25 protein-coding genes and 1 other annotated feature (1 of these 26 running past the window's edge) are annotated in these 25,483 nt (G+C 46.5%); of the genes, 6 read left to right on the top strand and 19 right to left on the bottom strand.

Going from position 1 to position 25,483, the window contains the following annotated elements; translation table 11 throughout:
* Positions 1-6: 6 nt before the first annotated feature.
* Entirely contained in the window at positions 7-2,076 is a 2,070-nt protein-coding gene (locus ACSFXN_RS14380) for a heavy metal translocating P-type ATPase (RefSeq protein WP_437150773.1), read from the bottom strand.
* Positions 2,054-2,425 (bottom strand): ArsR/SmtB family transcription factor, encoded by a 372-nt coding sequence (locus ACSFXN_RS14375; protein WP_301857085.1) that lies wholly within the window; start codon positions 2,423-2,425, stop codon positions 2,054-2,056. Before ACSFXN_RS14375 ends, ACSFXN_RS14380 begins: the two co-directional genes overlap by 23 nt.
* Positions 2,426-2,881: 456 nt before the next feature.
* On the opposite strand from ACSFXN_RS14375, the gene ACSFXN_RS14370 reads away from it, so the two are divergent.
* The 3 genes from ACSFXN_RS14370 (at position 2,882) to ACSFXN_RS14360 (ending at position 5,873) form a co-directional block, all read left to right on the top strand.
* Positions 2,882-4,354 carry a SulP family inorganic anion transporter gene (locus ACSFXN_RS14370; RefSeq protein ID WP_437150772.1) on the top strand — a complete coding sequence of 491 codons (1,473 nt, stop codon included), beginning with the start codon at positions 2,882-2,884 and terminating at the stop codon, positions 4,352-4,354.
* Between the two features lie 12 nt (positions 4,355-4,366).
* Positions 4,367-4,786 carry a universal stress protein gene (locus ACSFXN_RS14365; protein ID WP_300991287.1) on the top strand — a complete coding sequence of 140 codons (420 nt, stop codon included), beginning with the start codon at positions 4,367-4,369 and terminating at the stop codon, positions 4,784-4,786.
* 94 nt (positions 4,787-4,880) lie between these two features.
* Positions 4,881-5,873 (top strand): P1 family peptidase, encoded by a 993-nt coding sequence (locus ACSFXN_RS14360; protein ID WP_437150771.1) that lies wholly within the window; start codon positions 4,881-4,883, stop codon positions 5,871-5,873.
* 41 nt (positions 5,874-5,914) lie between these two features.
* Here ACSFXN_RS14360 and ACSFXN_RS14355 read toward each other — a convergent pair whose 3' ends face one another.
* From ACSFXN_RS14355 to murB, 5 genes are all read right to left on the bottom strand, one after another.
* Positions 5,915-6,244 carry a fluoride efflux transporter FluC gene (locus tag ACSFXN_RS14355; RefSeq protein ID WP_437150770.1) on the bottom strand — a complete coding sequence of 110 codons (330 nt, stop codon included), beginning with the start codon at positions 6,242-6,244 and terminating at the stop codon, positions 5,915-5,917.
* Positions 6,241-6,594, bottom strand: coding sequence for a fluoride efflux transporter FluC (locus tag ACSFXN_RS14350; protein ID WP_437150769.1), 354 nt, complete (start codon positions 6,592-6,594; stop codon positions 6,241-6,243). Before ACSFXN_RS14350 ends, ACSFXN_RS14355 begins: the two co-directional genes overlap by 4 nt.
* A 35-nt stretch (positions 6,595-6,629) precedes the next feature.
* Positions 6,630-8,978, bottom strand: coding sequence for a penicillin acylase family protein (locus ACSFXN_RS14345; RefSeq protein ID WP_437150768.1), 2,349 nt, complete (start codon positions 8,976-8,978; stop codon positions 6,630-6,632).
* A gap of 111 nt (positions 8,979-9,089) precedes the next feature.
* Positions 9,090-10,565: a potassium/proton antiporter gene (locus ACSFXN_RS14340; protein ID WP_300991284.1), complete on the bottom strand. Its 1,476-nt coding sequence runs from the start codon at positions 10,563-10,565 to the stop codon at positions 9,090-9,092.
* Between the two features lie 93 nt (positions 10,566-10,658).
* The gene (gene murB / locus ACSFXN_RS14335; RefSeq protein WP_300991283.1) at positions 10,659-11,576 is read right to left on the bottom strand and encodes a UDP-N-acetylmuramate dehydrogenase; all 918 of its coding nucleotides are present in this window, start codon (positions 11,574-11,576) and stop codon (positions 10,659-10,661) included.
* 200 nt (positions 11,577-11,776) lie between these two features.
* Here murB and ACSFXN_RS14330 point away from each other — a divergent pair, with 200 nt between their 5' ends.
* On the top strand, positions 11,777-12,298 hold the full coding sequence (locus tag ACSFXN_RS14330) for a YceI family protein (RefSeq protein ID WP_300991282.1): 522 nt from the start codon (positions 11,777-11,779) through the stop codon (positions 12,296-12,298).
* Between the two features lie 301 nt (positions 12,299-12,599).
* Here ACSFXN_RS14330 and ACSFXN_RS14325 read toward each other — a convergent pair whose 3' ends face one another.
* From ACSFXN_RS14325 to ACSFXN_RS14310, 4 genes are all read right to left on the bottom strand, one after another.
* Positions 12,600-14,153, bottom strand: a complete 1,554-nt coding sequence (locus ACSFXN_RS14325) for an FAD-dependent oxidoreductase (protein WP_437150767.1) — start codon at positions 14,151-14,153, stop codon at positions 12,600-12,602.
* A 110-nt stretch (positions 14,154-14,263) separates the two neighbouring features.
* Positions 14,264-14,893 (bottom strand): FMN-dependent NADH-azoreductase, encoded by a 630-nt coding sequence (locus ACSFXN_RS14320; RefSeq protein ID WP_437150766.1) that lies wholly within the window; start codon positions 14,891-14,893, stop codon positions 14,264-14,266.
* Between the two features lie 93 nt (positions 14,894-14,986).
* A complete protein-coding gene (locus ACSFXN_RS14315) occupies positions 14,987-15,694 on the bottom strand; it encodes a DsbA family oxidoreductase (RefSeq protein ID WP_437150765.1) in 708 nt (235 codons plus the stop codon).
* A gap of 91 nt (positions 15,695-15,785) precedes the next feature.
* Positions 15,786-16,712, bottom strand: a complete 927-nt coding sequence (locus ACSFXN_RS14310) for a manganese-dependent inorganic pyrophosphatase (RefSeq protein WP_437150764.1) — start codon at positions 16,710-16,712, stop codon at positions 15,786-15,788.
* 339 nt (positions 16,713-17,051) lie between these two features.
* On the opposite strand from ACSFXN_RS14310, the gene ACSFXN_RS14305 reads away from it, so the two are divergent.
* The gene (locus ACSFXN_RS14305; protein ID WP_437150763.1) at positions 17,052-17,849 is read left to right on the top strand and encodes an N-acetyltransferase family protein; all 798 of its coding nucleotides are present in this window, start codon (positions 17,052-17,054) and stop codon (positions 17,847-17,849) included.
* A 39-nt stretch (positions 17,850-17,888) separates the two neighbouring features.
* Here the strand turns inward: ACSFXN_RS14305 and ACSFXN_RS14300 are convergent, their stop codons facing one another.
* Complete coding sequence (locus ACSFXN_RS14300; RefSeq protein ID WP_437150762.1) at positions 17,889-19,187, bottom strand: arsenic transporter; 1,299 nt, start codon at positions 19,185-19,187, stop codon at positions 17,889-17,891.
* Positions 19,188-19,196: 9 nt separating this feature from the next.
* Positions 19,197-19,526, bottom strand: coding sequence for an ArsR/SmtB family transcription factor (locus tag ACSFXN_RS14295; protein WP_437150761.1), 330 nt, complete (start codon positions 19,524-19,526; stop codon positions 19,197-19,199).
* A 68-nt stretch (positions 19,527-19,594) separates the two neighbouring features.
* Between ACSFXN_RS14295 and ACSFXN_RS14290 the strand changes: the two genes are divergently transcribed.
* On the top strand, positions 19,595-19,837 hold the full coding sequence (locus ACSFXN_RS14290; RefSeq protein WP_437150760.1) for a hypothetical protein: 243 nt from the start codon (positions 19,595-19,597) through the stop codon (positions 19,835-19,837).
* Here ACSFXN_RS14290 and ACSFXN_RS14285 read toward each other — a convergent pair.
* The 6 genes from ACSFXN_RS14285 to trpD all read right to left on the bottom strand — a co-directional run bounded on the left by ACSFXN_RS14285 (position 19,797) and on the right by trpD (position 25,325).
* Positions 19,797-20,318 carry a type 1 glutamine amidotransferase domain-containing protein gene (locus ACSFXN_RS14285; RefSeq protein WP_437150759.1) on the bottom strand — a complete coding sequence of 174 codons (522 nt, stop codon included), beginning with the start codon at positions 20,316-20,318 and terminating at the stop codon, positions 19,797-19,799. The genes ACSFXN_RS14290 and ACSFXN_RS14285 overlap by 41 nt on opposite strands.
* Before the next feature lie 70 nt (positions 20,319-20,388).
* Complete coding sequence (locus ACSFXN_RS14280) at positions 20,389-20,979, bottom strand: DNA-3-methyladenine glycosylase (RefSeq protein ID WP_300991273.1); 591 nt, start codon at positions 20,977-20,979, stop codon at positions 20,389-20,391.
* Positions 20,980-21,002: 23 nt separating this feature from the next.
* Positions 21,003-21,773: a tryptophan synthase subunit alpha gene (gene trpA / locus ACSFXN_RS14275; RefSeq protein ID WP_437150758.1), complete on the bottom strand. Its 771-nt coding sequence runs from the start codon at positions 21,771-21,773 to the stop codon at positions 21,003-21,005.
* The gene (trpB, locus tag ACSFXN_RS14270; protein ID WP_437150757.1) at positions 21,770-23,566 is read right to left on the bottom strand and encodes a tryptophan synthase subunit beta; all 1,797 of its coding nucleotides are present in this window, start codon (positions 23,564-23,566) and stop codon (positions 21,770-21,772) included. Before trpB ends, trpA begins: the two co-directional genes overlap by 4 nt.
* Positions 23,563-24,336 (bottom strand): indole-3-glycerol phosphate synthase TrpC, encoded by a 774-nt coding sequence (trpC, locus tag ACSFXN_RS14265; RefSeq protein WP_437150756.1) that lies wholly within the window; start codon positions 24,334-24,336, stop codon positions 23,563-23,565. The genes trpB and trpC overlap by 4 nt, the downstream gene beginning before the upstream one ends.
* A complete protein-coding gene (trpD, locus tag ACSFXN_RS14260) occupies positions 24,333-25,325 on the bottom strand; it encodes an anthranilate phosphoribosyltransferase (protein WP_437150755.1) in 993 nt (330 codons plus the stop codon). The genes trpC and trpD overlap by 4 nt, the downstream gene beginning before the upstream one ends.
* 62 nt (positions 25,326-25,387) lie before the next feature.
* Positions 25,388-25,483: a binding site (T-box leader), on the bottom strand (it continues 137 nt past the right edge of the window).

Below are 25,483 nucleotides of genomic sequence, written 5' to 3'. Positions count from 1 at the left end.
ATTTGCTTACTTCTGAATTTTTACGAGCCGCAAGGCATTCATGATGACCAACAGCGTAGCACCCATATCCGCGAATATGGCAATCCACAGAGTTAACCAGCCCGGAATGATTAGAAGCAATGCGATAATTTTTAAGCCTAATGCGAAAACAATATTTTCTTTTATTATACGCAATGTTTTCCGGCTGAGTCGAATTGTATAAGGAAGTTTTTCCAAATCATCAGCCATTAAAGCGATATCTGCTGTTTCAAGCGCGGCATCGGTACCCGCTCCTCCCATGGCAATGCCAATTGTGGAAGCGGCAAGGGCCGGCGCATCGTTGACCCCATCTCCTACCATCGCGACGCGGCCATAGGTTTGCTGAAGTTTCTTGATGGCTGACAACTTATCTTCGGGCATCAATCCGGCACGCACGTCCTTAACGCCAATTTGAGAAGCGATGGCCCGGGCCGTCACCGGATGGTCTCCCGTCAACATGATGGTTTCTTCAATACCCATCTCTTTTAATTTACGGATAATTTCCGGACTATCCTCCCGGATGGCATCGGCTACTGCGACCGCTCCGATCAGTTCCATTTCTGAAAAGACTGCCATCACGGATTTGCCGCTTTCCTGCAATTGTCGGTATTTGTCTGGAACCGTAAAGCCGAATTCCTCTGCCCAGTTAAAGCTGCCGACATAGACGAGCAAACCATTGACGACAGCATGCGCACCTTTTCCAGTTACTGATCCGAAATCGGCATACGGATAAACTTCTTCCGCTTTCAGCGTAATGGCACGAGCCAAAGGATGCTGAGACATCACTTCGACAGAAGCCGCAATTTTCAAAACTTCTTCCTTGGTATAACCAGATTCTGCAAAGACATCCGTCACTTCCGGATAGCCTTTTGTCAGCGTTCCTGTTTTATCGAACGCAATTGCATTGATGCGTCCCGTCTCTTCCAAATGGATGCCGCCTTTAATCAGCACGCCTTGCCGTGCAGCATTCCCAATGGCTGTGACTATTGCCACTGGAGTCGATACGACCAACGCACATGGGCAACCAACTACAAGAACCGCAAGCCCCTGGTAAACCCATAGTTCCCAGTTGCCTGTAATCAAACCGGGCACTATCGCTACTAAAAATGCGATAATGATGATTGCCGGTGTGTAATACTTAGCAAAACGGTCGACAAACTTTTGGGACGGTGCTTTTTCTGCTTGCGCTTCTTCTACTAAATGAATGATTTTAGCAATGGTTGTATCTTCCACCCGTTTGGTGACGGTGACTTCCAATGCGCCTTCTTCATTAAGCGTGCCCGCAAATACTTCATCGCCGGCTTGTTTGGCTGCCGGAATCGATTCTCCGGTAATGGCCGCCTGGTTCACAGAACTTATTCCTCTTAATACCGATCCGTCCATGGCGATCTTTTGGCCCGGCTTCACGATCAAGATATCACCAATGCGAATGTCTTCTGTATCCAGCTCCAGCAATTCGCCTTGTCGCTGGATAAGAGCGCGCGCCGGCGCTAAGTCCATTAATCCACGGATCGACTGGCGTGCTTTGTTCATCGAAAACGATTCCAGCGCTTCACTGACCGCGAACAAGAAGACTACAACGGCCCCTTCCCGCCACTCTCCGATGATGACTGCTCCAATGATGGCAATCGTCATCAACGTTTTCATATCAAATTGGAGCTTTGATAAGTTTCGAAGGCCAGTCCAGAACATCTGGTAGCCGCCGACCAATATTGATCCCGCGAATAAACCTATAGCAACAGGATCTGTTTCCGAGGTTTGAAAAGAAACAATAACCCCTGCTATCAATAATATAAGTGAAATTATGGTCTCAATAGATTGGCGCCGCTTGTAGAACGGAGTGTATTCCACTCTTTCTTTTTCAGGAAAAACCCGGATATGGTCAAACGCCCCCGCTTTTTCCAGATCTTCGATGGATACATTGCCATCGACCATCAGTTTAGAAGCGCCAAAATTCAAGTTGACCTCATTGATTTCCGGCAAGGCCCGGACATTTTTTTCGAATTTAGCTGCACAGCTGGTACACGATAAATTTTCAAGACGATATGTCTTTTGCATCCTCTACACCCTCTTTCGCATGTTCGTGGGCAACGGTAACCAGCTGATATACATGGCTGTCGGATAATGAATAATATACTTGTTTCCCTTTGCGAACCGATTTTGCCAGTCCGCGGTCTTTTAAATAACGCAAATGATGAGAAGCGGTAGCTGTTGAAGATCCGATCACTGCCGCAATATCGCACACACACATTTCTTCTTCAATGGTCAAAGCATAAGCGATGTTCAATCTTGTTTCGTCAGCAAGTGCTTTGAACAGATTTGCGACTTCCACTAAATCCGTCATATGATTTTGAACGTTCTCCACCACTTCAGGATGGACTTTTGTCACTTCGCACAGTTCTCTCATGCCTATTCCTACTTTCATTCAAATGTCTATTTGATTGTTACTTACAGTATAAATCTTCCGACAATTATAGTCAAACATGCGTTTGAATGTTGTCATATTTACACCTTCCCCAAAAAATGCTAAAGTTTTAGCTATTGCCAATGCCCTGGGACTTCTCTGAGAGTGGGAAGTCATTAAGAAAAGCGGAACCGCCTGTTTCAGCTCCGACAGGCATAAGACGGATCGGCGAAGCGGCATATTTTCAGCCGCACAGCCGGTCTGGCTTATGACCCCGAGGAGCTAGGCGGTGAAGCTGGACAGCAAGAAAAGTGGAGGTGCCTTGAAAGGCCCGACAAGGCCGAAGCGACCTCGGGGGTCTAGGCACCGAAGCTGGACATTAAGAAAAGCGGAACCGCCTGTTCAACTCCAACAAGCGTTGAAGCTTAGATACAAAACTATATAAAGGAAGTGAAATTTTTGAATACCTTGTCTTACAAAGAGCAATGGTTCGGCAATATCCGCGGGGACATCCTCTCCGGCATTGTGGTAGCCCTTGCTCTCATACCAGAAGCCATCGCTTTCTCCATCATTGCTGGAGTTGACCCAATGGTCGGCCTTTACGCTTCATTTTCCATCGCCGTCATTATCGCTTTTGTCGGCGGCCGACCGGCTATGATTTCAGCGGCAACTGGTGCCATGGCGCTGGCTATGGTGTCGCTCGTCCGTGATCACGGTCTGGATTATCTGCTGGCAGCAACCATCCTGACAGGCATTCTGCAAGTGATTTTCGGCTTTTTGAAAATCGCGCGTTTCATGAAATTCATCCCCAATGCCGTTATGATCGGTTTCGTCAATTCACTGGCCATTCTGATTTTCCTGGCGCAAGTGCCGTTTATTTTCGGCTTGAATACGGTGACTTATATTTTTGTTGCAGCAACGCTTGCCATCGTCTATATATTGCCGCGGTTCTTTACGGCTATTCCGGCGCCGCTTATCGCCATTTTGGTTTTATCCGGAATTGTCATGTATACCGGAATCGATATGCAGAATGTTGGAAGCCTCGGCACGATATCACAAACTTTGCCGACGTTCTTCATTCCGGATGTTCCATTCAATTTTGAAACATTGCAGATTATTTTCCCGACAGCTTTGGCGTTGTCCATCATCGGCTTGCTGGAATCGCTTTTGACGGCTTCCATTATTGATGATGCTACGGAAACGGATTCAGACAAAAACCAGGAAGCCCGCGGCCAGGGCATCGCCAACTTTGTCACTGGCTTTTTCGGCGGCATGGCCGGCTGTGCAATGATTGGCCAATCCGGCATTAACGTCCGTTCCGGCGGACGCGGGCGTTTATCGACTTTCGTTTCGGGCGTTGTACTGATGTTTTTGATCATTGTGCTTGGCGAATGGGTCGTCCAGATCCCGATGCCTGTCCTTGCGGGAATTATGGTAATGGTCTGCATCGGAACATTCGATTGGGGCTCGTTCAAGTATTTGGTAACCGCCCCTAAATCAGATGCCATTGTTATGCTGGTGACCGTAGTCGTGGTCGTATACACGCATGATTTATCAAAAGGCGTTTTCGCCGGAGTTATTTTAAGTGCGCTGCTGTTCGCAGCTAAAATTTCAAAAGTGGAAGTCCGTAAAAAAGGAATGGACACCGATGCGTCGAATATTTATACCATACATGGCCAATTGTTCTTTGCTTCCACGCAGGATTTCGTTGCAGCACTTGACCACGCAGAACCGGCTGATCACATTGTCCTGGATTTCTCGGATGCTAATGTCTGGGATGAATCAGGTGTAGGTGCCATCGACCGGGTCCTAGGGCGATTACAAGCGAAAGCGAAAACTGTTGAAATTATCGGGCTCAACGCATCAAGCCAAAAACTCGTCAACACATTGGCCACCTATGGCAATACTGGAGAGAATTCAAATCAACATTAAGGAGGGACTCGGATGTACCAGAAAATTCTTGTTGCAGCAGACGGCTCCGACCATTCAAAACGGGCCGCACAAGAAGCGGTCAAGATGGCGAAGTCAAATCCGGATGCTGTCGTGACGATTCTTTACGTAATTGATTACGAAAAAGCCCGGACTGAAATTCTTCACGGACAAAGCAGTGATGAAGTCCACTTTGAACGCCGCAAGCATTTATTGCCGCTTGAAGAAATTTTCCGTTCAGCCGGAGTCGCCTTTGAAACAAAGACCTTGCACGGTACGCCAGGGCCCACGATTGTGAAGCATGCCAATGAAGTGGGCTACGATGTTGTTTTCATCGGCAGCAGAGGCTTGAATTCTTTGCAGGAGATGGTCCTTGGAAGCGTCAGCCATAAAGTGGCGAAACGCGTACAGGCACCGGTTATCATCGTGAAGTAAGAAAAGAGCTGGAGACTAAACAGAAAAAAGAGCTGTTCCGAAAATAATTTCGGAGCAGCTCTTTTTGATATAATCAAACAAAAAGGAAATGGTGATGTCAGTGGAACATGGGAAATTGAATTCAATTGCGGATGTGGAAGGCGTAACTGTCGGCCATGTTACACTGGAAGATGATTTGTCGGAAACGGAAGCGATCCGTACGGGAGTCACGGCCATTTTGCCGCATGCCGGCAATTGGTTTGAAGAGAAAGTACCTGCCGCCAGTTTTGTGTTGAATGGATTTGGAAAGACGGTCGGCCTTGTCCAAGTGGATGAACTCGGTCTTCTGGAGTCACCGATCATGCTGACCAATACATTCAGCGTGGCGGCTGTGCTGCAAGGAACGATGAACTGGATGCTGCGTGAAAATCCGGCAATCGGAGACTCGACCAGTTCGCTCAATTTAGTCGTCGGCGAATGCAACGACAGCTATTTGAATTCGATGCGCCGGATGGCTGTCACGCCTCTCCATGCCGAACAAGCGATTAATAATGCCCAGAAACAATTTGAACAAGGTGCAGTAGGAGCAGGCAAAGGCATGATCTGCTACGGCGTCAAAGGCGGCATCGGCTCTTCTTCCCGCATTGCCCGAATTGAAGATCAAGCTTTTACAGTTGGCGTGCTGGCCTTGACGAATTTCGGCCGCAAAGAAGACCTGGCTATCACCAATTGGAAAACCGATGCTCCTCCCCCTGACAAGCCGGATGGTTCTGTCATTATTGTAGTCGCCACTGATGCACCAGTCGACAGCCGCCAGTTGAAGCGTTTGGCCAAACGGGCAGCCATCGGCCTTGGGCGCACCGGCACTTCCATCAGCAATGGCAGCGGAGATATCATCATCGCTTTTTCAAATGCCCACCGTATTTTCCATCAGACAGATGACGCCTTTTACCGTCCGGAAATTTTAAGAGATGATCACCCCTTAATGAATGAGCTATTCCAGGCGACCGTTGAAGCTACAGAAGAAGCGATTTACCAATCGCTGTTTCATGCAGAAACAACCACTGGCCGGTTAGGCCGAGTGGTTGAAAAAGGCCTATTCAATTAAAAAAGGAGTTGGCGCCAATTTTCATTGGGCCAACTCCTTTTTCAGAACAACACAAAAGCTGCGCTGAACAACACAATTCCACTGGCCAAAGTAGCTGTAAGGTATCCAAGCCCTCGCAGCCACTTGCCGTCTTCAAAGTCTTTCACCGCATCAAGCGCCATTGTCGAGAAAGTTGTAAACGCCCCTAGAAATCCCGTCAGCCAAAATGCCGATTGATTGCCTGCCCCTATTAAAGCACCTATAGCAAATGAACCGCTGCTGTTGACGAACCAAGTTGCCAATTTCGGGTGCTTGGAACGGCTTTCGGCCACCCAGTAAAAACCGTACCGGGCAATTGCCCCAAAAAACCCGCCGATCGCAATCGCAATCATTGAGCATCCTGCTTTCGGCCAATCATTAATCCAATAGCTGCTGCAGCAACTGAAAATAGTGTCATAGAAACAGCAAATACGATTCCTAAAAGAAATTCCCTATCCAGCAGACGAAACCATTCAGCTGAAAAAGCGGAGAATGTGGTAAAAGAACCAATCAATCCAGTCGACGCAAACAGCCTGAATTCAGCGGATTTATGAGAATAGCGGGCCGCGATAAAACCAATCAGCAAACTGCCGAATAAGTTCACTGTCCATAACCCTATTGTGGAAGGAATTGTTCCGTAAATGCCGGCTCGAAGCAATGAACCGATCATCCCCCCGAAGCCGACCGCTAAGAGTCCTTTCAAAAAAACCGCCCCATATCGTTTTCTTTCAGTATAACTTAATCAGCCGACAAAATTAATGTTGTCCCTTCCGCGCCTTCTTCAATTTCCGTTTCATGGTAATCGCCTTCGACCCAGTCATCCACTTGGTTATGGAAATAATCCGATTTCATATGGCCACTGAGCCCTGGGCCGACAATATGATAGGCACTCGATAAATCGCTTAAATCGGCAACGAACCGCCACGATGCTCCGTGGTCCACATTACCTTCCCCATCAAAAGCAGCGGCTTGCACGGTAATATTGGAACCGCCAATCGGAACTGGATCGGGATTCAGGAATTGGGCGAAAACCGGAGATGCGCCGGCTAAAGGATGCGGGAATGTCAATTGATGGCCGTCTCCCCATTTCCAGTCTTCCATGTCGCTGCCAAATTCCTTTTCGACTTCTTCCAGACTTGCTTCCAATGCATCGGTCAGCCATTTTCCCGTACCGCCGTATTCAGTGACCCACGCACCTTCTTTTCCGCTGAAAGCCTCCCGCATCAGCTGGTCAGTAATGTGGTTTTTCCCAGGAAGCAACTCGTAGACGTCTTCAGGAAAATCATTTGCCAGTAAAGTCTTCGGTAATTGCTTCATCCATTTATGGAAAACGAGCGGTGCTGCCTGGTCTTCACTATCCACTTGATTCCAGGCTTTCATCATTCTAAAAACTTCATCATAGTCGTCCGTTTCACTCTGAACTGCTGCTATCATATCAGCCAGAAATTCAGCGGCGTATAAATTCTTCTGATCCATCTGAAGTGCCATCATGTCTTCTGCCGTCAAATCGTCTGATGCCTCAAGCACTTCCGCAATCCGTTCATAGCGGTATGGCTGTGCCCAAAAATGAGTGATATGGTAAGGATAGGAATCTTCGACCACTCTATTGTTCGCCATAGCAATAAATCCATTTTCCGGATTCACGACGGTCGGCAGTTCATCAAACGGCACATAGCCGTCCCAGCCGTATTCTGCAGAATCTCCCGGAACCGGCAGCTGGCCATCTCCTGATTTGCGCAAAGGAATGCGGCCATTTGCTTTATAGGCAATCGTACCGTCTGTCGATGCGAATACAAAGTTCTGGGCAGGCGCCTGGAAATCTTCCAGGGCGGTTTCGAACTCCTGCCAATTGGAAGCTTTATTGAAGTCCAGTACTGCCTGCAATTCAAGCGTCGGCTCGAGAGCTGTCCATTGCATGGAGAACAAAGCACCCGGATCCTCCTCTTCGTAGAGTACATTTGAAATGATCGGACCATGGCGAGTTACCATAACTTCAAATTCTTCCGTTTCTCCATCTTTCACTTTGATTGGCTCGTCCCGCACTTCCGCTTGCTCCCATTTGCCTTCATACAAGAACTGAGTCGGATTGTCGGGATTTGGTGTTTCAATGTAAAGGTCCTGCACATCCGGTCCCACATTTGTCACGCCCCAAGCAATTTCTTCGTTATGCCCGAGAATAATCCCTGGAACTCCTGCAAAGATGACGCCGCTGACATTTTGTTCTGGAGACTCCAAATGCATCTGATACCAGATCGATGGCGTGCTGAGCCCGAGATGCGGATCATCAGCGAGCAACGGCTTTCCGCTTTCGGTTTTATCGCCTGACACTACCCAGTTATTGCTGCCATTGAATTCTGGCGGAATGACTGACGCCTCAAACTCACCAGCCACTTTCACCGGCTGCTTTAAATTCGCCTCGATGATGGACGCTGCATTTTCCGGGTACTTGATGAACAACTCACGTGCTTTATCTTCCGGAAATTCGTTTAGCGCCCAGTGACGAATGGCCAGCGTCGACCAGTTGCCACCCAGGTCATATGCCATGAATTTGCCGATGGTCAATGAATCGACCGGTGTCCATTGTTCCGGCTCATAGCCAAGCAGGGCAAACTCATAGCTTAAGATCCCTTCTGCTTCTTCCAGATAAGCATTAACTCCTTCGGCATACCACTCGAGCACTTGTTTCGCTTCATCATCGTAGCCTTCCCATGATTTTTCAGCTGCATCGCGCAAGCTGAATGTCCGGAAAAATTTGTCTGTATCGATGGCCGCTGCACCTACCACTTCCGCCAATCGCCCACTTGCCTGCCGGCGTGATAAATCCATCTGGAACATCCGGTCCTGTGCCTGCACATAGCCTTGCGCCCGGTATAAATCCGCATCGGACTGCGCGGTTATATGCGGAACGCCAATACGGTCCCGTATAACTTTGACATTATTGCTAAGAATACCGACAGACGTTTCACCTTCAATCTGCGGGTTAGACCGCTCTATGTAAACGTTTACAAAAACAATTGCTGCAATCCCCATCACCAATAAAACACCTAATATCCCCAAGACCCATTTCAGCCATTTCCTGCTCTTCATTTTTCCCCCCACATGCCGCTCCCCTTCAACTTCTGCGTTTTTCTTAAAGTATCTTTTCGACCGGCAAGCGGAAAATTCCTTTATCAGGAAAAAATAGCCCACTGCAGTGGGCTATTTGACAATATATTCTTCTCCAAGCACCATCTTCACTTTGGTAACCTGCTTTTTTTCAGTTAATACATAAAGCACGTCTCCGGCTTTCAGTTTCGTTGTTCCGGTAGGCATGACTAATTTTCCAGAACGGATAATGGCACTAATCAAAGTATGCTTCGGCAAGCCGATTGTCTGCACGAGCTGGCCGGCAAACGGCGATTTATCCGTCAGTTCCACTTCCAGCATTTCCGCATTCGCCCGGTCCATCGAGATAAGCTCCAGCGAATGAATCCGTTTTTGCGATGGTCTTCCGTTCAATGACAGCTTTCTCGCAAAAAATGGAATTGTTGAGCCCTGCAGCAAAGCGGAAGTAATCACGATGAAAAAGACGATGTTAAAGAATAAATAGCTGTTTTCAATCCCCGCCAGCATCGGAAAAGTGGCCAGCACAATCGGGACTGCCCCTCTTAACCCGGCCCATGACAAAAATATTTTTTCTTTTAAAGTGTAATCAAAGAACAAGGTCGAAACAAAAACTGCAACCGGACGTGCAATCAATAACAGCACGAACGCCAGCACTAACCCTCTCCAGATTAAATCCCATTCCGCCAATTGACTTGGGAAAACCAGTAGGCCAAGCAAAACAAACATAATGATCTGCATCAGCCAAGCCATAGCACCATGAAAACTGACGATCGAGTAACTTTGCGTCAATTGCCGTGTTCCAATCACTAAAGCCGCCAGATAAACGGCCAGTAAGCCGCTGCCGTGGAGCATGGCAGCCGAGCTGTAGATGAAAATTGCGAATCCTGCTGATAAAACCGCATACAAACCGGATGTGTTCAATTTGATGCGATTAAGCGTCCAAGACGCCAAAAATCCTAAAGCCAAGCCTATGATCGCCCCTAGCCCCATTTCCAGCACAAAAGTGCCGACCATCGAACCTACTGATACCTCAGGCGATTGGATCAAATGAATAAAAGCGATTGTAAGGAACATCGCCATCGGATCATTGGTGCCCGACTCCGCTTCTAAAGTAGAAGATATCTTTGATTTGATGTTTTGGCCTGCAAGCACTGAAAACACTGCCGCTGCGTCAGTTGACCCTACAATAGAGCCTAATAGAAAGGCTTCCAGCCATGTAATGTCCAAAATGTAATTTGCTGTGACGGCCACGATTACAGTCGTAATCATAACTCCAACAGTGGCGAGTGCAATGGAACCGCCAATAACAGGACGGATATGTTTCCAATTCGCCTGCAATCCCCCTTCAAACAAGATGAAGATGAGCGCGACGATTCCGACCAATTGAGCTATTTTTGCATTAGTAAAATCGATTAAACCTGATATATCACTGCCGAGAGCCATCCCGATGATCATGAATAATACCAGAGAAGGGACGCCTACGCGCGAGGATACTTTGGTCATAAGGACGCCGGCTAAAAGAAATATTCCGCCCATAAGAATTAAACCGTTTGTCGAAAATTCTATCATACTGTGCCCCTTCTCTTTTTTGATAATTCAGTATACCATATTTTGTTCGCATAAAAAAAAGCGTGGGCTCTGTAGTAGAGCCCACGCTTAAGATTACACCAAGTCTTCTCCGACAATTTTCACTTCCAGTTCCAGGTCAATGCCAAACTTTTCATAAACGGCTGATTTCACCATTTCAATTGTCTGAATATAGTCGTTCGCGGTAGCATTGTTTTTGTTGACGATAAAACCGGCATGCTTGGTGGAAACTTCCGCTCCCCCGAAACCTTTGCCTTGCAGCCCGCTTTCCTGAATCAGCTTGCCCGCGAAATTCCCTGGCGGACGCTTAAAGACACTGCCCGCTGAAGGAAACTCAAGCGGTTGCTTGGATTCACGCTGATATGTCAAATCACTCATTTTAGCGTCAATGGCAGCTTGCTTGCCGTGTTCCAAGTTAAACTCAGCTGATAAAACATAATACCCTTTTTTTACAATGATGCTTTTACGGTAGCCAAGTTCTAATTCTTCTTTCGACAGCACCAATTTTTCACCTTCACGCGTCAATACGGTGGCTTGGCGGATAACGTCTTTGATCTCTCCGCCATATGCTCCGGCATTCATCGCCATTGCGCCTCCGATTGAACCCGGGATGCCGCAAGCGAATTCCAGCCCTGTCAGCCGGTTGGCCGCAGCTATTTTGGATACTTCTTTAATATTGGCGCCGCCTTGTGCATAAACGGTTATCCCATCTATGCGGACCGTGCGCAAACTTTTCAAATTCAACACAATCCCGCGTACGCCTCCGTCACGGACAACCATATTTGACCCGTTGCCCAGCAATAATAATGGAATTTTATTTTCGTATGCATATTTAACTGTATAAGCAGTTTCATCTTCAGTAGTCGGTGTTACAAATATATCAGCAGGCCCACCCATTCGAGTCAATGTATGCAGGTGTAGCGGCTCATTTATTTTCACGTGATCGTCAGCCAGAAAACGGCGCAAATCACTTAACCATTGTTCTTTCGTCATCCAAAGCAAATCCCTTCTAACTTTTCGCTTCTATTAGTATCTAATTTTATTGAAGGTTTGACAAGCGAAAGCAGTATCTTCCGTTCTAAAGACCGATAAAATAATATCTCGAATTCGAGAATTATTAATTAAAGCCTATTGACATTGAGACTTATTAAAGCTATAGTTAAAATAGATAGAATATTTAGGAGGAATTATACATGAAAAAATGGACAATCGACGCAGCTCACTCAGAAATCGGCTTCTCAGTAAAACATATGATGATCTCTAAAGTAAAAGGCTCCTTCACTTCATTCGACGCAACAGTTGAAGCGAACGAAGAAGACTTGAATGGCGCTTTGATCGACTTCAAAATCGACGTAGCAAGCATTAACACAAACAACACAGACCGCGACAACCACTTGCGTTCTGCTGATTTCTTTGATGCTGAAACATACCCTGAAATCACATTCAATGCTAACGAAATCACGAAAAAAGGCGACGAATACGAATTGACTGGCGACCTTACAATCAAAGGAATCACTCGCCCTGCTACTTTTGAAGTAGAATACGGCGGCAAAGGCACTAACCCATGGGGCGTAGAAGTTGTTGCTTTCAGTGCAGAAGGCAAAGTAAACCGCAAAGATTTCGGCCTTACTTGGAACCAAGCTCTTGAAACTGGCGGCGTTATGGTCGGCGAAGACATCAAGATTTCACTTGAATTAGAAGCTAACCCGGCTTAATAGTTGAAAAGCGGAAAGAGCCGTTTAGCTTCGACAGGCGTAAGACAGACCGGCATTGTGGCGTGTCTGTGCCACAGGGCCGGGTTGGCTTATGACCCGAGAAGCTGGCTCTTGCAGCTGGACACGAAAAGCGGAAGCGCCCTTGTAGATTCGACGGGCATAAGACGAACCATCGAAACGGCGTGTTTATGCCGTGCAGATGGGTTGGCTTATGACCCGAGAAACTGGCTCTTGCAGCTGGACATGAAAAGCGAAAGCGAAAAGCAGAAAGCAGTACGGAGAAACTCTCCGTACTGCTTTTTTAATATTCCTGTTCAATTTTCTTAAGCGGCTTTACCGCTGGGCCTTCCAATACATCTCCCGTGTAAGAAAAACGGGAACCGTGGCAAGGGCAATCCCATGAACGTTCGGCATCATTCCAATGAGTTGCACAGCCCATATGGGTGCAAGTAGTGTCGACCAAATGCACTTGGCCGTATTGGTCTTTGTAGCCCCCCGCTTTCCCTTTGCCGTATTTGACCAGTCCGCCTTCGCCTTTCGCAAGCGTCTCGACGGTTTTTGACGGCATCTTCAATTTTCCTTTGACCAGTTCTTTTGCTACTCCACCATTGTCTTTAATAAAACTCAATGCATCGACCGCCTTCATCTTCGTACGGGTCGGGTTGAAAAGTTCGGCATACGGATTTGGACTTCCAAGAATTTGATCAGCTAATATCATTCCTGAAACTGCGCCGTTTGCCATGCCCCATTTATGGAATCCTGTAGCGACGAGAATATTATCGTATCCTGCAGTAATCGTTCCGACGTATGGCACTTTATCAAGTGTGGTCAAATCCTGGGCCGACCAGCGGTGTGGGATTTCCCGAATCCCAAAATACTTGTCTCCGAATTTCTCTAGGTTTTCATAATGCTCCATCGTCGGAGTTTTGCTTTTCCCAGTCGCATGCCCGTCACCACCAATCAACAGCAGCTTTTCACCATTTTCATCTGTCGCATAACGCAATGAACGTGAAGGCATATCCGCGCTGACATACATATCTTTTGGAATTTCCCCAGTTGTCCGGGCTGCGATTACATAAGAGCGGCTAATGTTAAGCCTCGTGAAGTAAAAGCCATCCGAACTATTGAACGGGTAATGCGTTGCCACAATTACTTTATTGCAGGAAAGATGGGACATGTTTTCTGTTTGGATGACCGGATCATTTTTGCTCAAAATTTTAACTGCGCGTGTTTGTTCATAAATTTTGCCGCCCAGCCGCTCAATTTCACTGACCAGCTTCGCAAGGAATTTCACTGGATGGAACTGGGCCTGGTTTCGCATAATGATGGCTTCTTCCACTTCAAACGGCAATTCTACTTGATCTTTCGCCAGTCCTCCGTCTATTCCCAATTGCCCGTATGCTTCCGCTTCTTTTTCAATCAGCTTTGCCCCAATTGCTGTATTGGCATAGACAAAGGCATTTTGATGAGCAAAATCACAGTCAATTCCAAGTTCAGAAGCTGTATCTTTGATAAAGTTCAAACCAGCCATATTGGCATCATAATACAGTCGGGCTTTTTCTTGTCCCATAATTTTAATGAGCGGGAAATAAAAGACCCCGTGCTGCGCGGTAATTTTTGCAGTTGTGTGGCCTGTAACGCCATCTACCAATTTTCCTGCGTCAATCAATGTGACTTTCCGTCCCGCTTTTGCCAGCAAATAAGCGCTGATTATGCCGACAATCCCGCCTCCGATTATTCCAATATCAGTGGACTCATTTCCTTGAAGCGCCGGAAAACTCGGAACATCTTTAAACTCTCTCCAATACGATTTAAGCTGCTCCGGAACACGACTGAAATTCTCTTCTTGAATCATGCCATCCCTCCTACAATCTTTTTATAAGATATCTACCCTGTCCCCCTTACTTTTAACCAAAAAGAAAAAGCCCAAAAGCGGAATTCCGCTTTTGGGCTTTCGGATAGTTATTAAGCTTTAATGCCTTGAAGTGAATGGGCAGCTTGTTTTACGCGCTCCAAGCCTTCTTCAATGATTGCCGGTGCTGCATTTGGATCTAGTGCATGGCCTTCAATGATTACTTCATTGATATCCTGGATACCAAAGAAGTTCATGATATTGCGGACATACGTAACGCTCATTTCAGCAGGAGCCATTTCCGGAGTGGAATAGACGCCGCCGCGTGCGTTTAGGATAATAACTTTCTTCTCTGGAACAAGTCCTACCGGGCCTTCTTCAGTGTATTTGAATGTTACACCCGCACGGTAAATATAATCAATGAACGTTTGAAGAGCTGCAGGGATTGTCATGTTCCATAATGGGAAAGCAAATACGACTACGTCTGCTTCCATGAATGCGTCCATTGCTTTAGCAGAAGCTGTTAAGATGCGTTGCTCTGTTTCAGACATCGGTTCAGCTTGAGCCGATTTCTGCATGGCATCAAAAAAGTCCTGCCCGAAATAAGGCATATCTTCTTTGAACACGTCAAATGTTTTTATGTCTAGATCAGTTCCGATTTCATTCATGAATACCTCATGCATTTTGCTTGAAACCCCTTCGGAAGCTGGTCGGTTATTGGCTTTTACGACTAATACATTCATTCTTCAAAAACTCCTTTTATGCTATTTTTATACCTCTCTAATTCGAGATGTTTTCAGTTTAACAAAAAGCAGAGTGAAAGTCTATCACTCTGCTCATCCATCACAAGAATCTCCCGTACAATAAGTGGTTTGCTTTCTTCCCTTCGGTTTAAGAGCCGGCCGGATGCCTTCTTCTTCACCAATTTGAATAAGCGAATCGACAAACGCCTCCAACGGCTGGGCACCGGAAATTGCATATTTTCGATTAATGACAAAAAAAGGAACACCTTGGACGCCAATTTGATGCGCTTCAGCAATATCTGACTGCACTTCAGCTGTAAAGCGATCAGAAGCAAGCATTTCTTGCGCTTCTTCCCGCGGCAGGCCTACTTTTTCAGCAGTGGTCAATAAAACTTCATGATTCCCGACGTTTTTTGCTTCGATAAAATATGCGTGCAGCAACTGTTCTGTCAGCTCTGCATCTTTCCCTAAACCTTCCGCCCATTTCACCAGACGATGAGCTGCAAATGTATTGGCTTCCACCATTTCATCAAAATCATATTCAAGACCTACTGTACGCGCATGCTCTGCAACGCCATTGGTCATTTCTTTTGCCTGGTCTATTGTTCGCCCCATCTTTTTTGCTAGATGCTCATGTGTTGAAACCGTCGAGTTAAGCGGTGTATTCGGATCCAACTGATAGGCTTTGAATGAAATTTCCGCTTGGCTTTCATATCCTGATTTTTTTAACGCCTGTTCCAGTGTTCGTTTGCCTATGTAACAAAATGGGCACACATAATCTGACCAAATCTCTATTTTCATTTTATCCACCTCTTGGCATTACTATAACAACGAAATAAACATGCCTCAATTTTTTTGCTTGAACAAAACAAAAACTGACTCCAAAAAGGAGTCAGCTAAGTGCTTCAGTAATGACCGGAACAATTTGTTTTTTGCGTGATACCACGCCTGGCAGAAGAACACGGTTGTCGACGACGCTTGATCGGAAAGCACCTTCAATAATATCTGCTCTTTTCCCAAGAACAATCGCCACCGAATTATTGTTCAAAATATCTGTCACAACAAATGCAAATAAGTCCAGACCTTTTTTGCCGATTACTTGCTGCATCAAAACTTCCAATTCCTTTTGGCGCGTGATCACTTCATTGACATCAATGGCGTTTACTTGTGCCACTTCAAAACGATGATCGCCGGCTTCAAATTCCTTAGAATCCAATGACATCAAGTCTTCAAGGGTTTTATTGCTTAAATCTGCTCCTGCTTTCAGCATGGCCAGTCCGTACTCCGGTGCATCAACTCCTGCGATTTCAGCAAGTTCACTTGCTGCAGCAACATCTTGCGGCGTGCAGGTCGGCGATTTGAATAATAGAGAATCTGAAATGATAGCTGACAGCATAAGGCCGGCAATATTGGCAGGAACTTCAACACCGTTTTCTTTGAACAATTTCAACAGGATCGTCGCAGTGCAGCCCACTGGCTCAGCACGGAAATAAAGCGGATCCGTTGTTTCAAAATTGGCAATCCGGTGATGGTCAATTACTTCGATGACTTGAACTTCACTAATATCTTCAGCACTTTGCTGGCGTTCGTTATGGTCGACCAGAATAACTTGCGACACTTCTTCAGATACACGTTCTACCAGTCTTGGTTGTTCAAAAGCGAATTTCTCCAAGGCGTAAATCGTTTCATTGTTCAATTCACCTAAGCGGATCGGTTCTGCAGTCATTCCGATCTGATTTTTTAAATATGCATATGAAATGGCGGAACAAATTGAATCCGTGTCGGGATTTTTATGCCCCAGTACAAAAACGTTTGACATAGTATAGCCTCCTGAATGAAGTTAGTTTCCGTGATAATTTTAACATAATTTTGTGGAAATGAGTTTTTCCAGTTTATTTAATTCCTCACTTTTCCAAAAGCATTATAATGGAAATTCAGAAAACTGAATCATTGTTCAAATATTCAATTTTCTCTTCTTCATTTAACCCGACAAGTACTAAAGTACTTACTAATTTGAATATATAGTTAGTAATTACCTGTGTTTTTCTATTATTAAAAAAAGTTTTTAGAAAATAGAAATAATTATATACATTTTAATAGGACAAATGGTATAATTCCCATAATCAATTTATTGCTTTTCAAAAAAGGAGCGAATTTAATGACCATAATTTTGGAAAAAAAATACATCCCGCTTGCCGACTATTTCGCCTCTGCTTCCTCAACTAAGATCACTTTGTCGTTCAACGAAATCGAACAAATCATGGGCCAGCAATTGCCGAATGCCGCTTACTTGAATAAAAGCTGGTGGAAAAAAACAAAACCGCCTGCCAAACATTTTCATGCCTGGATGGACGCGGGTTACCATGTCAGTGAAATTATCACTAACCGGTACGTCACTTTTGAACGGACAGATGCTTCAGGAGCCCATAATGCCAATGCAGGCAATGAAGACATTTTGCTGATCCGTGCTGCGGAACACGGCGATGCGCGTTCGCTGGTCACTTTGCAGCGCCAGGTTGAGTCGGAATCCGATTTTATGCTTTACGGAAAAGACGAACGCATCCAATCGACCCAAAGCATGAGAAAACAAATTATCGATTGGAAACAGAAAGGCCATTCCACCATTTTTATCGCCATTTTGAACGGTGAACATGTTGGATATTTGATGATTATCGGAAATGCCGCTAAACGGGCAGCACACCGGGCTGAGCTTGTATTAGGCGTCCAAAAAAGCGCTCAAAACAAAGGCATCGCTACTTCTCTTCTTCAAAGAGCAGAGGAATGGTCTGCCACAAAAGGAGTTACTCGCCTGGAACTGACCGTTGTCGAAGAAAATACAGCCGCCCGCAAGCTTTATGATAAATCCGGCTACGAAAAAGAAGGCATCCGCAAAAAATCATTGATTATTGACGACAAGCCTTACGACGAAATTTATATGGCTAAATTTTTGGATTAAAAAAGCTCGCCGCTGCGAGCTTTTTTAATTTGGATTTATTTAGTTTAAAATAATCAGCCACAAGTATAAACCGGTCAATGTGATAAACAAAGTCGGAAGTGTTAAAATAATGCCGATTTTGAAATAATAGCCCCAGCTGATGGTGACTCCTTTTGCTTTTAAGACATGAAGCCACAACAACGTAGCCAGTGAACCGATTGGCGTGATTTTCGGTCCGAGGTCCGAACCGATTACGTTGGCATAAATCAGCGCATCCCTCATGACTCCGGTCGTATTCGTTTCTGCAATAGCGAGTGCATCAATCATGACCGTTGGCATATTATTCATGACTGACGACAAAATTGCCGCAATAAAGCCCATACCGATTGTAGCGGCATAAAGGCCATGGCTTGATGTCCATTCGATAACCGATGCCAAGACAGACGTTAATCCAGCGTTCCGAAGGCCGTAAACGACCACATACATACCAATGGAGAAAAAGACAATGTTCCAAGGCGCTCCTTTTAATACCGCTTTCGTATGGACCGATTCACTGCTGCGTGAAATGGCCAGGAACAAAATTGCTACCGTACCCGCGATAAACGATACCGGAATGCCAAAGGGGCTGCTGATGAAGTAGCCTGCCAGCAATATGGCAAGAACCGCCCAGGACAGTCGGAACAGTTTCAGGTCTTTGATTGCCGAAGCCGGCGTTTTTAACGCACTGGCATCAAATTGCTTCGGTATATCTTTGCGAAAATACAGATACAGTACGAGCATGCTCGCCAGGATACTGAATAAGTTTGGGACTACCATATGCAATGCGTATTCAGTGAAACCAATGTTGAAAAAGTCGGCGGAAACGATATTGACAAGATTACTCACAACAAATGGCAGCGAAGCCGTATCTGCGATAAACCCAGACGCCATGATAAACGGCAAAATCATCGTTTCTTTGAATTTCAACGCACGGACCATGGCGAGAACAATCGGCGTCAAAATCAGTGCGGCTCCGTCATTGGCAAATAATGCCGCCACAATAGCCCCGAGCACAATGACCAGGAAAAACATGCGCAATCCGCTGCCTTTGGCAAAACGCGCCATATGTAATGCTGCCCATTCGAAAAAGCCGATTTCATCGAGAATCAATGAAATAATGATGAGCGCAACAAACGTCAAGGTGGCATTCCAGACAATTCCAGTAACATCCCAGACATCGCCTAAATCCACAACTCCCACGAGCAGTGCAATAGCTGCCCCCGCCATTGCCGACCACCCGATCGACAAATTTCGCGGCTGAACAATAACAAAAAACAACGTCACAATAAAAATAAAACCTGCTAACCAAACTTCCACCATTACCTCTCCTTATTCACAAACAACTTTTTTTCCTTCTGCAACCAAGGTTTCAACCGTGCGTTCCGGTTCAGGAAGCAGGCTTAATAAATGAATCAGTATTGGATACTGCGGATGCCGGATATTCAGTCCCCAAATAGTCCAGCGCCCCCGCTTTTCCTCGGTAACCAGTTCTGCCTGCTTTAATTTGCGCATATGCTGGCTGATTGCAGGCTGCGTCATATCGAGTAGCTCTGTGAATTCACAAATGCATAGCGGATCTTTCATCAAGTATTTCAAAATAAGCATCCGGTTATGATCACTGATCGCCTTCAAATACGCTTCCATCTGCAAATAGTCCATTGTTTCACCTTCTTTGGCTTAGTCTTGCTAATTATATAAGTGTTTGCTTATTGATTCAAGAGGATAATTTGGATTCACTTGCAGGAATCATTGATTTACTTGTGGGAAATTCGAGTTTACTTGCGATAAATGGAATATTACTTGCGGAAAGTTCGAGTTTACTTGCGGTAAATGGAATATTCTCTGAGAATATGGTGGTTTACATGCTAAAAGCTTTTCCGCACAAAAAATCCCCGGCAGCTAAAACTGCCGGAGACTTCGTTTTAATGATTAAGCTAATTGCTCCAGAACTTTCAATGCTTCACGGTTGAATGCCGGAATGTCGTCCGGCTGGCGGCTTGTTACCAATTGATTCTGGCAGACCACCACTTCTTTGTCGACCACTTTTGCACCAGCATAGTCCATATCAACTTGAATCGATTTATAGCCGGTTGCGTCGCGGCCTTCAAGCGCTTTCGCCGTAATCAGCAGCTGGGGACCATGGCAAATCGCGAAGACTGGTTTTTTCGCATCCATAAAGGCTTTCGTAAATGCCACAAAACGATCATCCGCACGCAACTGGTCAGGCGAGAATCCACCTGGCAGGAACAGTGCATCGTATTCATCTGGATTCGCGTCGTCAATTCCTTTGTCAATTGTCACGACGGCTTCACCTTGTTTGCCCGTCACTTCTTTGCCAGCTTCTTTCTCAATCGTAAAGACTTCATGGCCAGCATCATTGAACGCTTTTGATGGATCCGTATATTCTACATCTTCAAACATATCTGTGATCAGTGTTGCAATTTTTGCCACTATCTTTCACTCCTTCTGTATAAGTACTCTCTTTTAGTATTCCACACCTAAAAAAGATTAAACACGGAGCTTACCGAAACTTCGAGACGAATGGATTGTCACTTTCCCAAAAACGGTATGGATAGTGGACTGCTTCCTGTGAATTGCCAATGCCGACGCGCGGGCCAACTGCCACCGCGTGGACCGGATCGCCTTCAGCGATATAGAGCGGGCGTTCAGTAAAATGGTGACCGTAATAGTCCATTGTGATGCCCATCGCTTTTGTCAATTTCCCAGGGCCGCTCGTCCATTGCTTGATCGGCATATGTTTGCCGCGAAGCTTTGCCATCAAATCGATTCCTTCGACCGGCTCCACTGCGCGGATCAGAATCGCCCGCGGCGTATCAACCGGACCGCTGACTACATTGATCAATGTGTGGGTGTGCATTTGATACGTATAAACAAGTCCGGGTTTGCCAAACATCACTTCCGTACGTTTGGTGCGCCGATTTCCAAAGCTGTGTGCGGCGCGGTCATCCGCTCCCATATACGCTTCTGTTTCCACAATGCGTCCCGCGACGATTCCTTCCGGCAATTCGTGCACCAGAATCTGGCCGAGGAGACTTCTGGACAACTCAAGTGTCGGAGCTTCAAAAAATTTTGCCGAGACTGGCGTAAACATAGATACATCCCTCCTAATCCGTATTATACCGGATTAAGAGCGGTTACTGCCTGTATGAGCGGTTCGATTTCCCGGATTGTACCGTCCTGGAAAGCCTGTACAATGGCACTTCCGACAATAAACCCATCGACATCTTCACGCAGTGCATCAACATGCTGCGTCTTCGATATACCAAAACCGGCATAGACCGGCACCGGACTTTTCTCGCGGACTCGCCGCATGAAAGCCTGGACTTCTTCCGGCATCTCATCGCGCGCTCCTGTGATTCCTTTTACCGTAACCGCGTAAACAAATCCCTCCGCTTCACTCAAAATGGCGTCAAGCCGATTTTCTGTCGTCGTTAACGTCACGAGCTGGACGAGTGCAATCGCTTCTTTCTTGACATACGGTTCCACCAGCAGCCGGTGTTCATAAGGCAGATCCGGAATAATCAAACCGGAAACACCCGCTTTTTTGGCTTCTTTCACAAATCTCTCAACACCGAACCGCAGGACCGGATTCAAATAAGTCATAATGAGCAGCGGCACTTTCACTTCAAATGTCCAGCTGCTCATCTCATCTACTACCTTTTGCAGCGTCACGCCTGCTTTCAATGCCCGGTTGCCCGCAGCTTCGATTGTCGGCCCATCTGCAACGGGATCCGAAAATGGAATACCGATTTCAATGGCTGTAACGCCCGCTTCCTGCAAATACTGCACTTGTTCGCTCAAGCGCTCCAGTCCGCCGTCGCCTGCCATGATATATGCCACAAATGCTTTGCCGCCAGATTCTTTCAAATCTATAAATCTCTTCATGACAAGCCCTCCAATCTTTCCGCATATGTCGCCATGTCTTTATCGCCGCGTCCGGAAACACAGATAACCAGCAGTTCATCCGCTTTCATTTCTTTAGCGGTTTTCTCAGCTTGGGCGATGGCGTGTGCCGACTCAAGAGCCGGGATGATGCCTTCGAGACGGGAAAACGCGACAACCGCTTCCAGCGCTTCCGCATCCGTAATGGATACATATTCCACTCGGCCGATGTCTGCCAAATGAGCATGTTCAGGCCCTACCCCCGGATAATCCAATCCTGCTGAAATCGAATGGGCTTCCAGTACTTGCCCTGCTTCATCCTGCAGCAATTTCATAAAGGCTCCGTGCAGCACACCTTCTTTTCCTTTTGCCATCGTGGCTGCGTGTTTTTCCGTGTGCAGGCCTTCACCTGACGCTTCCACACCAATCAGGCGGACCGCTTCATCTTTTATAAACGGATAGAACATGCCAATGGCATTGCTGCCGCCGCCGATGCAGGCAAGAATAGTATCTGGCAAACGCCCTTCATGCGCCAAAATCTGCCGCTTCGTTTCTTCACCGATGACGCTTTGGAAATCACGTACCATCGTCGGGAAAGGGTGAGGACCGAGCGCCGAACCGATCAGGTAATGCGTGTCTTCGACATTGGTCACCCAGTAGCGAAGCGCTTCATTGACCGCATCTTTTAAAGTCGAACTGCCTTTTGTGACACTTTCTACCCGGGCACCGAGCAGTTTCATGCGGAACACATTCAATTGTTGGCGTTTGATGTCTTCTTCTCCCATGAAAATGACGCATTCCAAATCGAATAATGCACAGACAGTAGCCGTTGCTACGCCGTGTTGGCCCGCTCCGGTTTCTGCGACAATTTTCCGTTTGCCCATGCGCATGGCTAGCAATGCCTGCCCGATTGCATTGTTGATTTTATGGGCTCCAGTGTGGTTCAAGTCTTCACGTTTCAAATACACTTTCGGACCGCCCCACGCTTCTGTTAAGCGTTTCGCAAATGTCAGCGGCTGTTCCCGGCCGACATATTCAGACAAATAGTGCTGGTATTCTTTTATGAATTCCGGATCTTGCTTGGCTTTTGCATACGCCTCTTCCAATTCCTTGACCGCTTTCATCAAAGTTTCCGGAACAAATTGTCCGCCGTACTTGCCGAAAAACCCGATATTTTCTACTGTCTGCTGCATCAAATCACCCTTTGCCCGCTGAATAAATCGCTGTATTTTAACCGCATCTTTTCTGCCTTCTGTTTCCACACCGCTTGACACGTCCACCATATAAGGGGTGGTTTGACCAATAGCTGCCTGGACATTTTCTGGGTTCAAGCCTCCTGCCACAATGAGCCGAGACGAATCAATCTGTGCTCCTTGCAATAAGGTCCAGTCAAACACATGGCCGCTGCCGCCCCGATAATCCGTACCAGGCGCATCCACTAAAATAAAATCTGCTTTTGAACCCTTCAGCTTTTCCACATCTTCTTTGCTGCGGATTGAGAATGCCTGAATGACCGGCACTCCGATTGCCCGGACTAATTCATCCGGCTCATCGCCGTGCAATTGAACCATCGTCAGCGGCACTTTTTGGACTGTTTCCTGTATGGTTTCAAGCGGAGCGTTAACGAAAACCCCTATTTTCTCAGTGCTTGCCGGCACATGTTTTGCCAATTCTGCAGCCTGTTCAATGCTCACTTGCCGCTTGCTCGGTGCAAAAACGAATCCAATCGCGTCGGCTTGTTTTGCCGCCTCGACATGTTGTTTTTCCATGAGTCCACAGATTTTCACTTTCGTCATTTGATTGCCTCCCTAACTGTCGCTTCCTGTATCCAAACGCCCGGATCTTCAGAACGCATCAATGCTTCTCCGACCAATATTCCGGAAGCGCCGCAGCCAAAAACAAATGCTGCATCTTCTTTAGAGTGCATCCCGCTTTCGCTGATCAGCACCCGCTTGCCATCAAACGGAAAGCTTTTAGCCAGTTCCGCCGTACGTTCTAATGACACCTCGAATGTCTTTAAATCACGGTTATTGATGCCGATCAATTCTGCATCGAGCTCCAATGCACGTTCAAGCTCCTGTTCGTCGTGCACTTCCACCAGCACTTCAAGTCCGAGGCCCGCAGCATAATCAAACAACCGGCGCAATTCTTCTTTTTCAAGCGCTGCAACAATCAGCAAAATGATGGTAGCGCCGGCATTTTTAGCTCGGTCAATCTGGATTTCACTGATCATGAAATCTTTGCACAAAACAGGAATCGCTACATTTTTCGCCACTTCCTGCAAATCGGTGATTGATCCTTTAAAGTAAGTTTCATCGGTCAAAACGGAAATGGCTGCTGCTCCGGACACTTCATATTTCCGGGCTTGCGCGACAATATCCACTTCTGTCTGGATATCGCCTTTTGACGGCGAAGCCCGTTTGATTTCAGAAATGACGCCGTTTTTCTTTCGTAAGCGCTCGGCTAACTTTTCTTTTTTCGGAAAATTTTCGCCGCTCGGTTCCACTTGCGCGTAACTTTTAATTTCTATTCGTTTGGTTTCAATGATTTTATCCAGAATCGTCACACCAGCACCCCCGATGCCAAACGGTGAAGTTCAAATACTTTCGCCGTTTCTCCTGACACGATTGATTTGCGTGCCTGTTGCACGCCTTCAGCGATGGACTCTGCCCGGCCGCTGACATAAAGCACTGTTCCTGCATTAAGTGCCACTGTATCCAAATATGGGCTTTCTTTCCCAGCAAGCACTTCCAGGAAAATTTCTGCATTGCGTTTCGGTTCTCCTCCGCGAATAGCTTCAATCGGCGCCATTTCAAGCCCAGCTTCATTTGGATGAATTGTCATATTCCGTTTTCCATGTTCATCAAAGACAATCAATTCGTTCATACCAGCCAAGGATAATTCGTCCAACCCGCCAGCTCCATGGACGATGGCCCCGCGCGTTCTGCCAAGGCGCATCAACGCTTCGGCCATCGGCGCCATCATGTCGAGACGGTAAACGCCGGTCATTTGGACGGTTATTGGAAGAGGATTTGCTAAAGGGCCAACCAAATTAAAAATCGTCGGTGTACCGATGCTTTTGCGCACTTCACGCAGAGCGCCAAGCGCCGGATGAATGGCTGGCGCAAACAAAAATGCAATTCCTGTACCTTCAAGCATTTCCGGGATCCGTTCCACTTCTGCTTTGGTGGAAATGCCGAGCTCTTCCAGTACATCGGAACTTCCGGTTTTGCTTGAAACACTGCGATTACCATGTTTAGCTACCGTCATTCCACATCCCGCCAAGACAAACGCTGTTAAGGTGCTAATGTTGAAGCTGTACGAACGGTCGCCGCCAGTTCCACACACATCAACCAGCTCGCCGTTTACTTTGGGAAGAGCCACCGCTTTTTCCCGCATCGCTTTGACCATGCCTACCAACTCATCAGCTGTTTCACCTTTTTCATGAAGTTCAATCAGAAATTGCTTGATGCTCTCCTGCTCTACTGTTCCACTCAATATGTCCAATGATTTTTCCAACATGCTCTGCTCTGTTAAATTCTCTGCTTTTCTCATACTCTTCTCTCCTCAGCTCGTATTTAAATGCAAAAATCCCCGCAACCGGATTGATATCCGGTTGCGGGGACGGGGTTAAACCGCGGTACCACCACGCATTAATGCAATTTTGCACTCACTTAAAACAGGCTCTTCGCCTTTCCCTTTAACGCAGGGCC

Source organism: Planococcus sp. 1R117A (assembly GCF_051417975.1).
Taxonomy (GTDB): domain Bacteria; phylum Bacillota; class Bacilli; order Bacillales_A; family Planococcaceae; genus Planococcus; species Planococcus shenhongbingii.
This window is presented reverse-complemented; position numbering and strand designations above follow the sequence as displayed.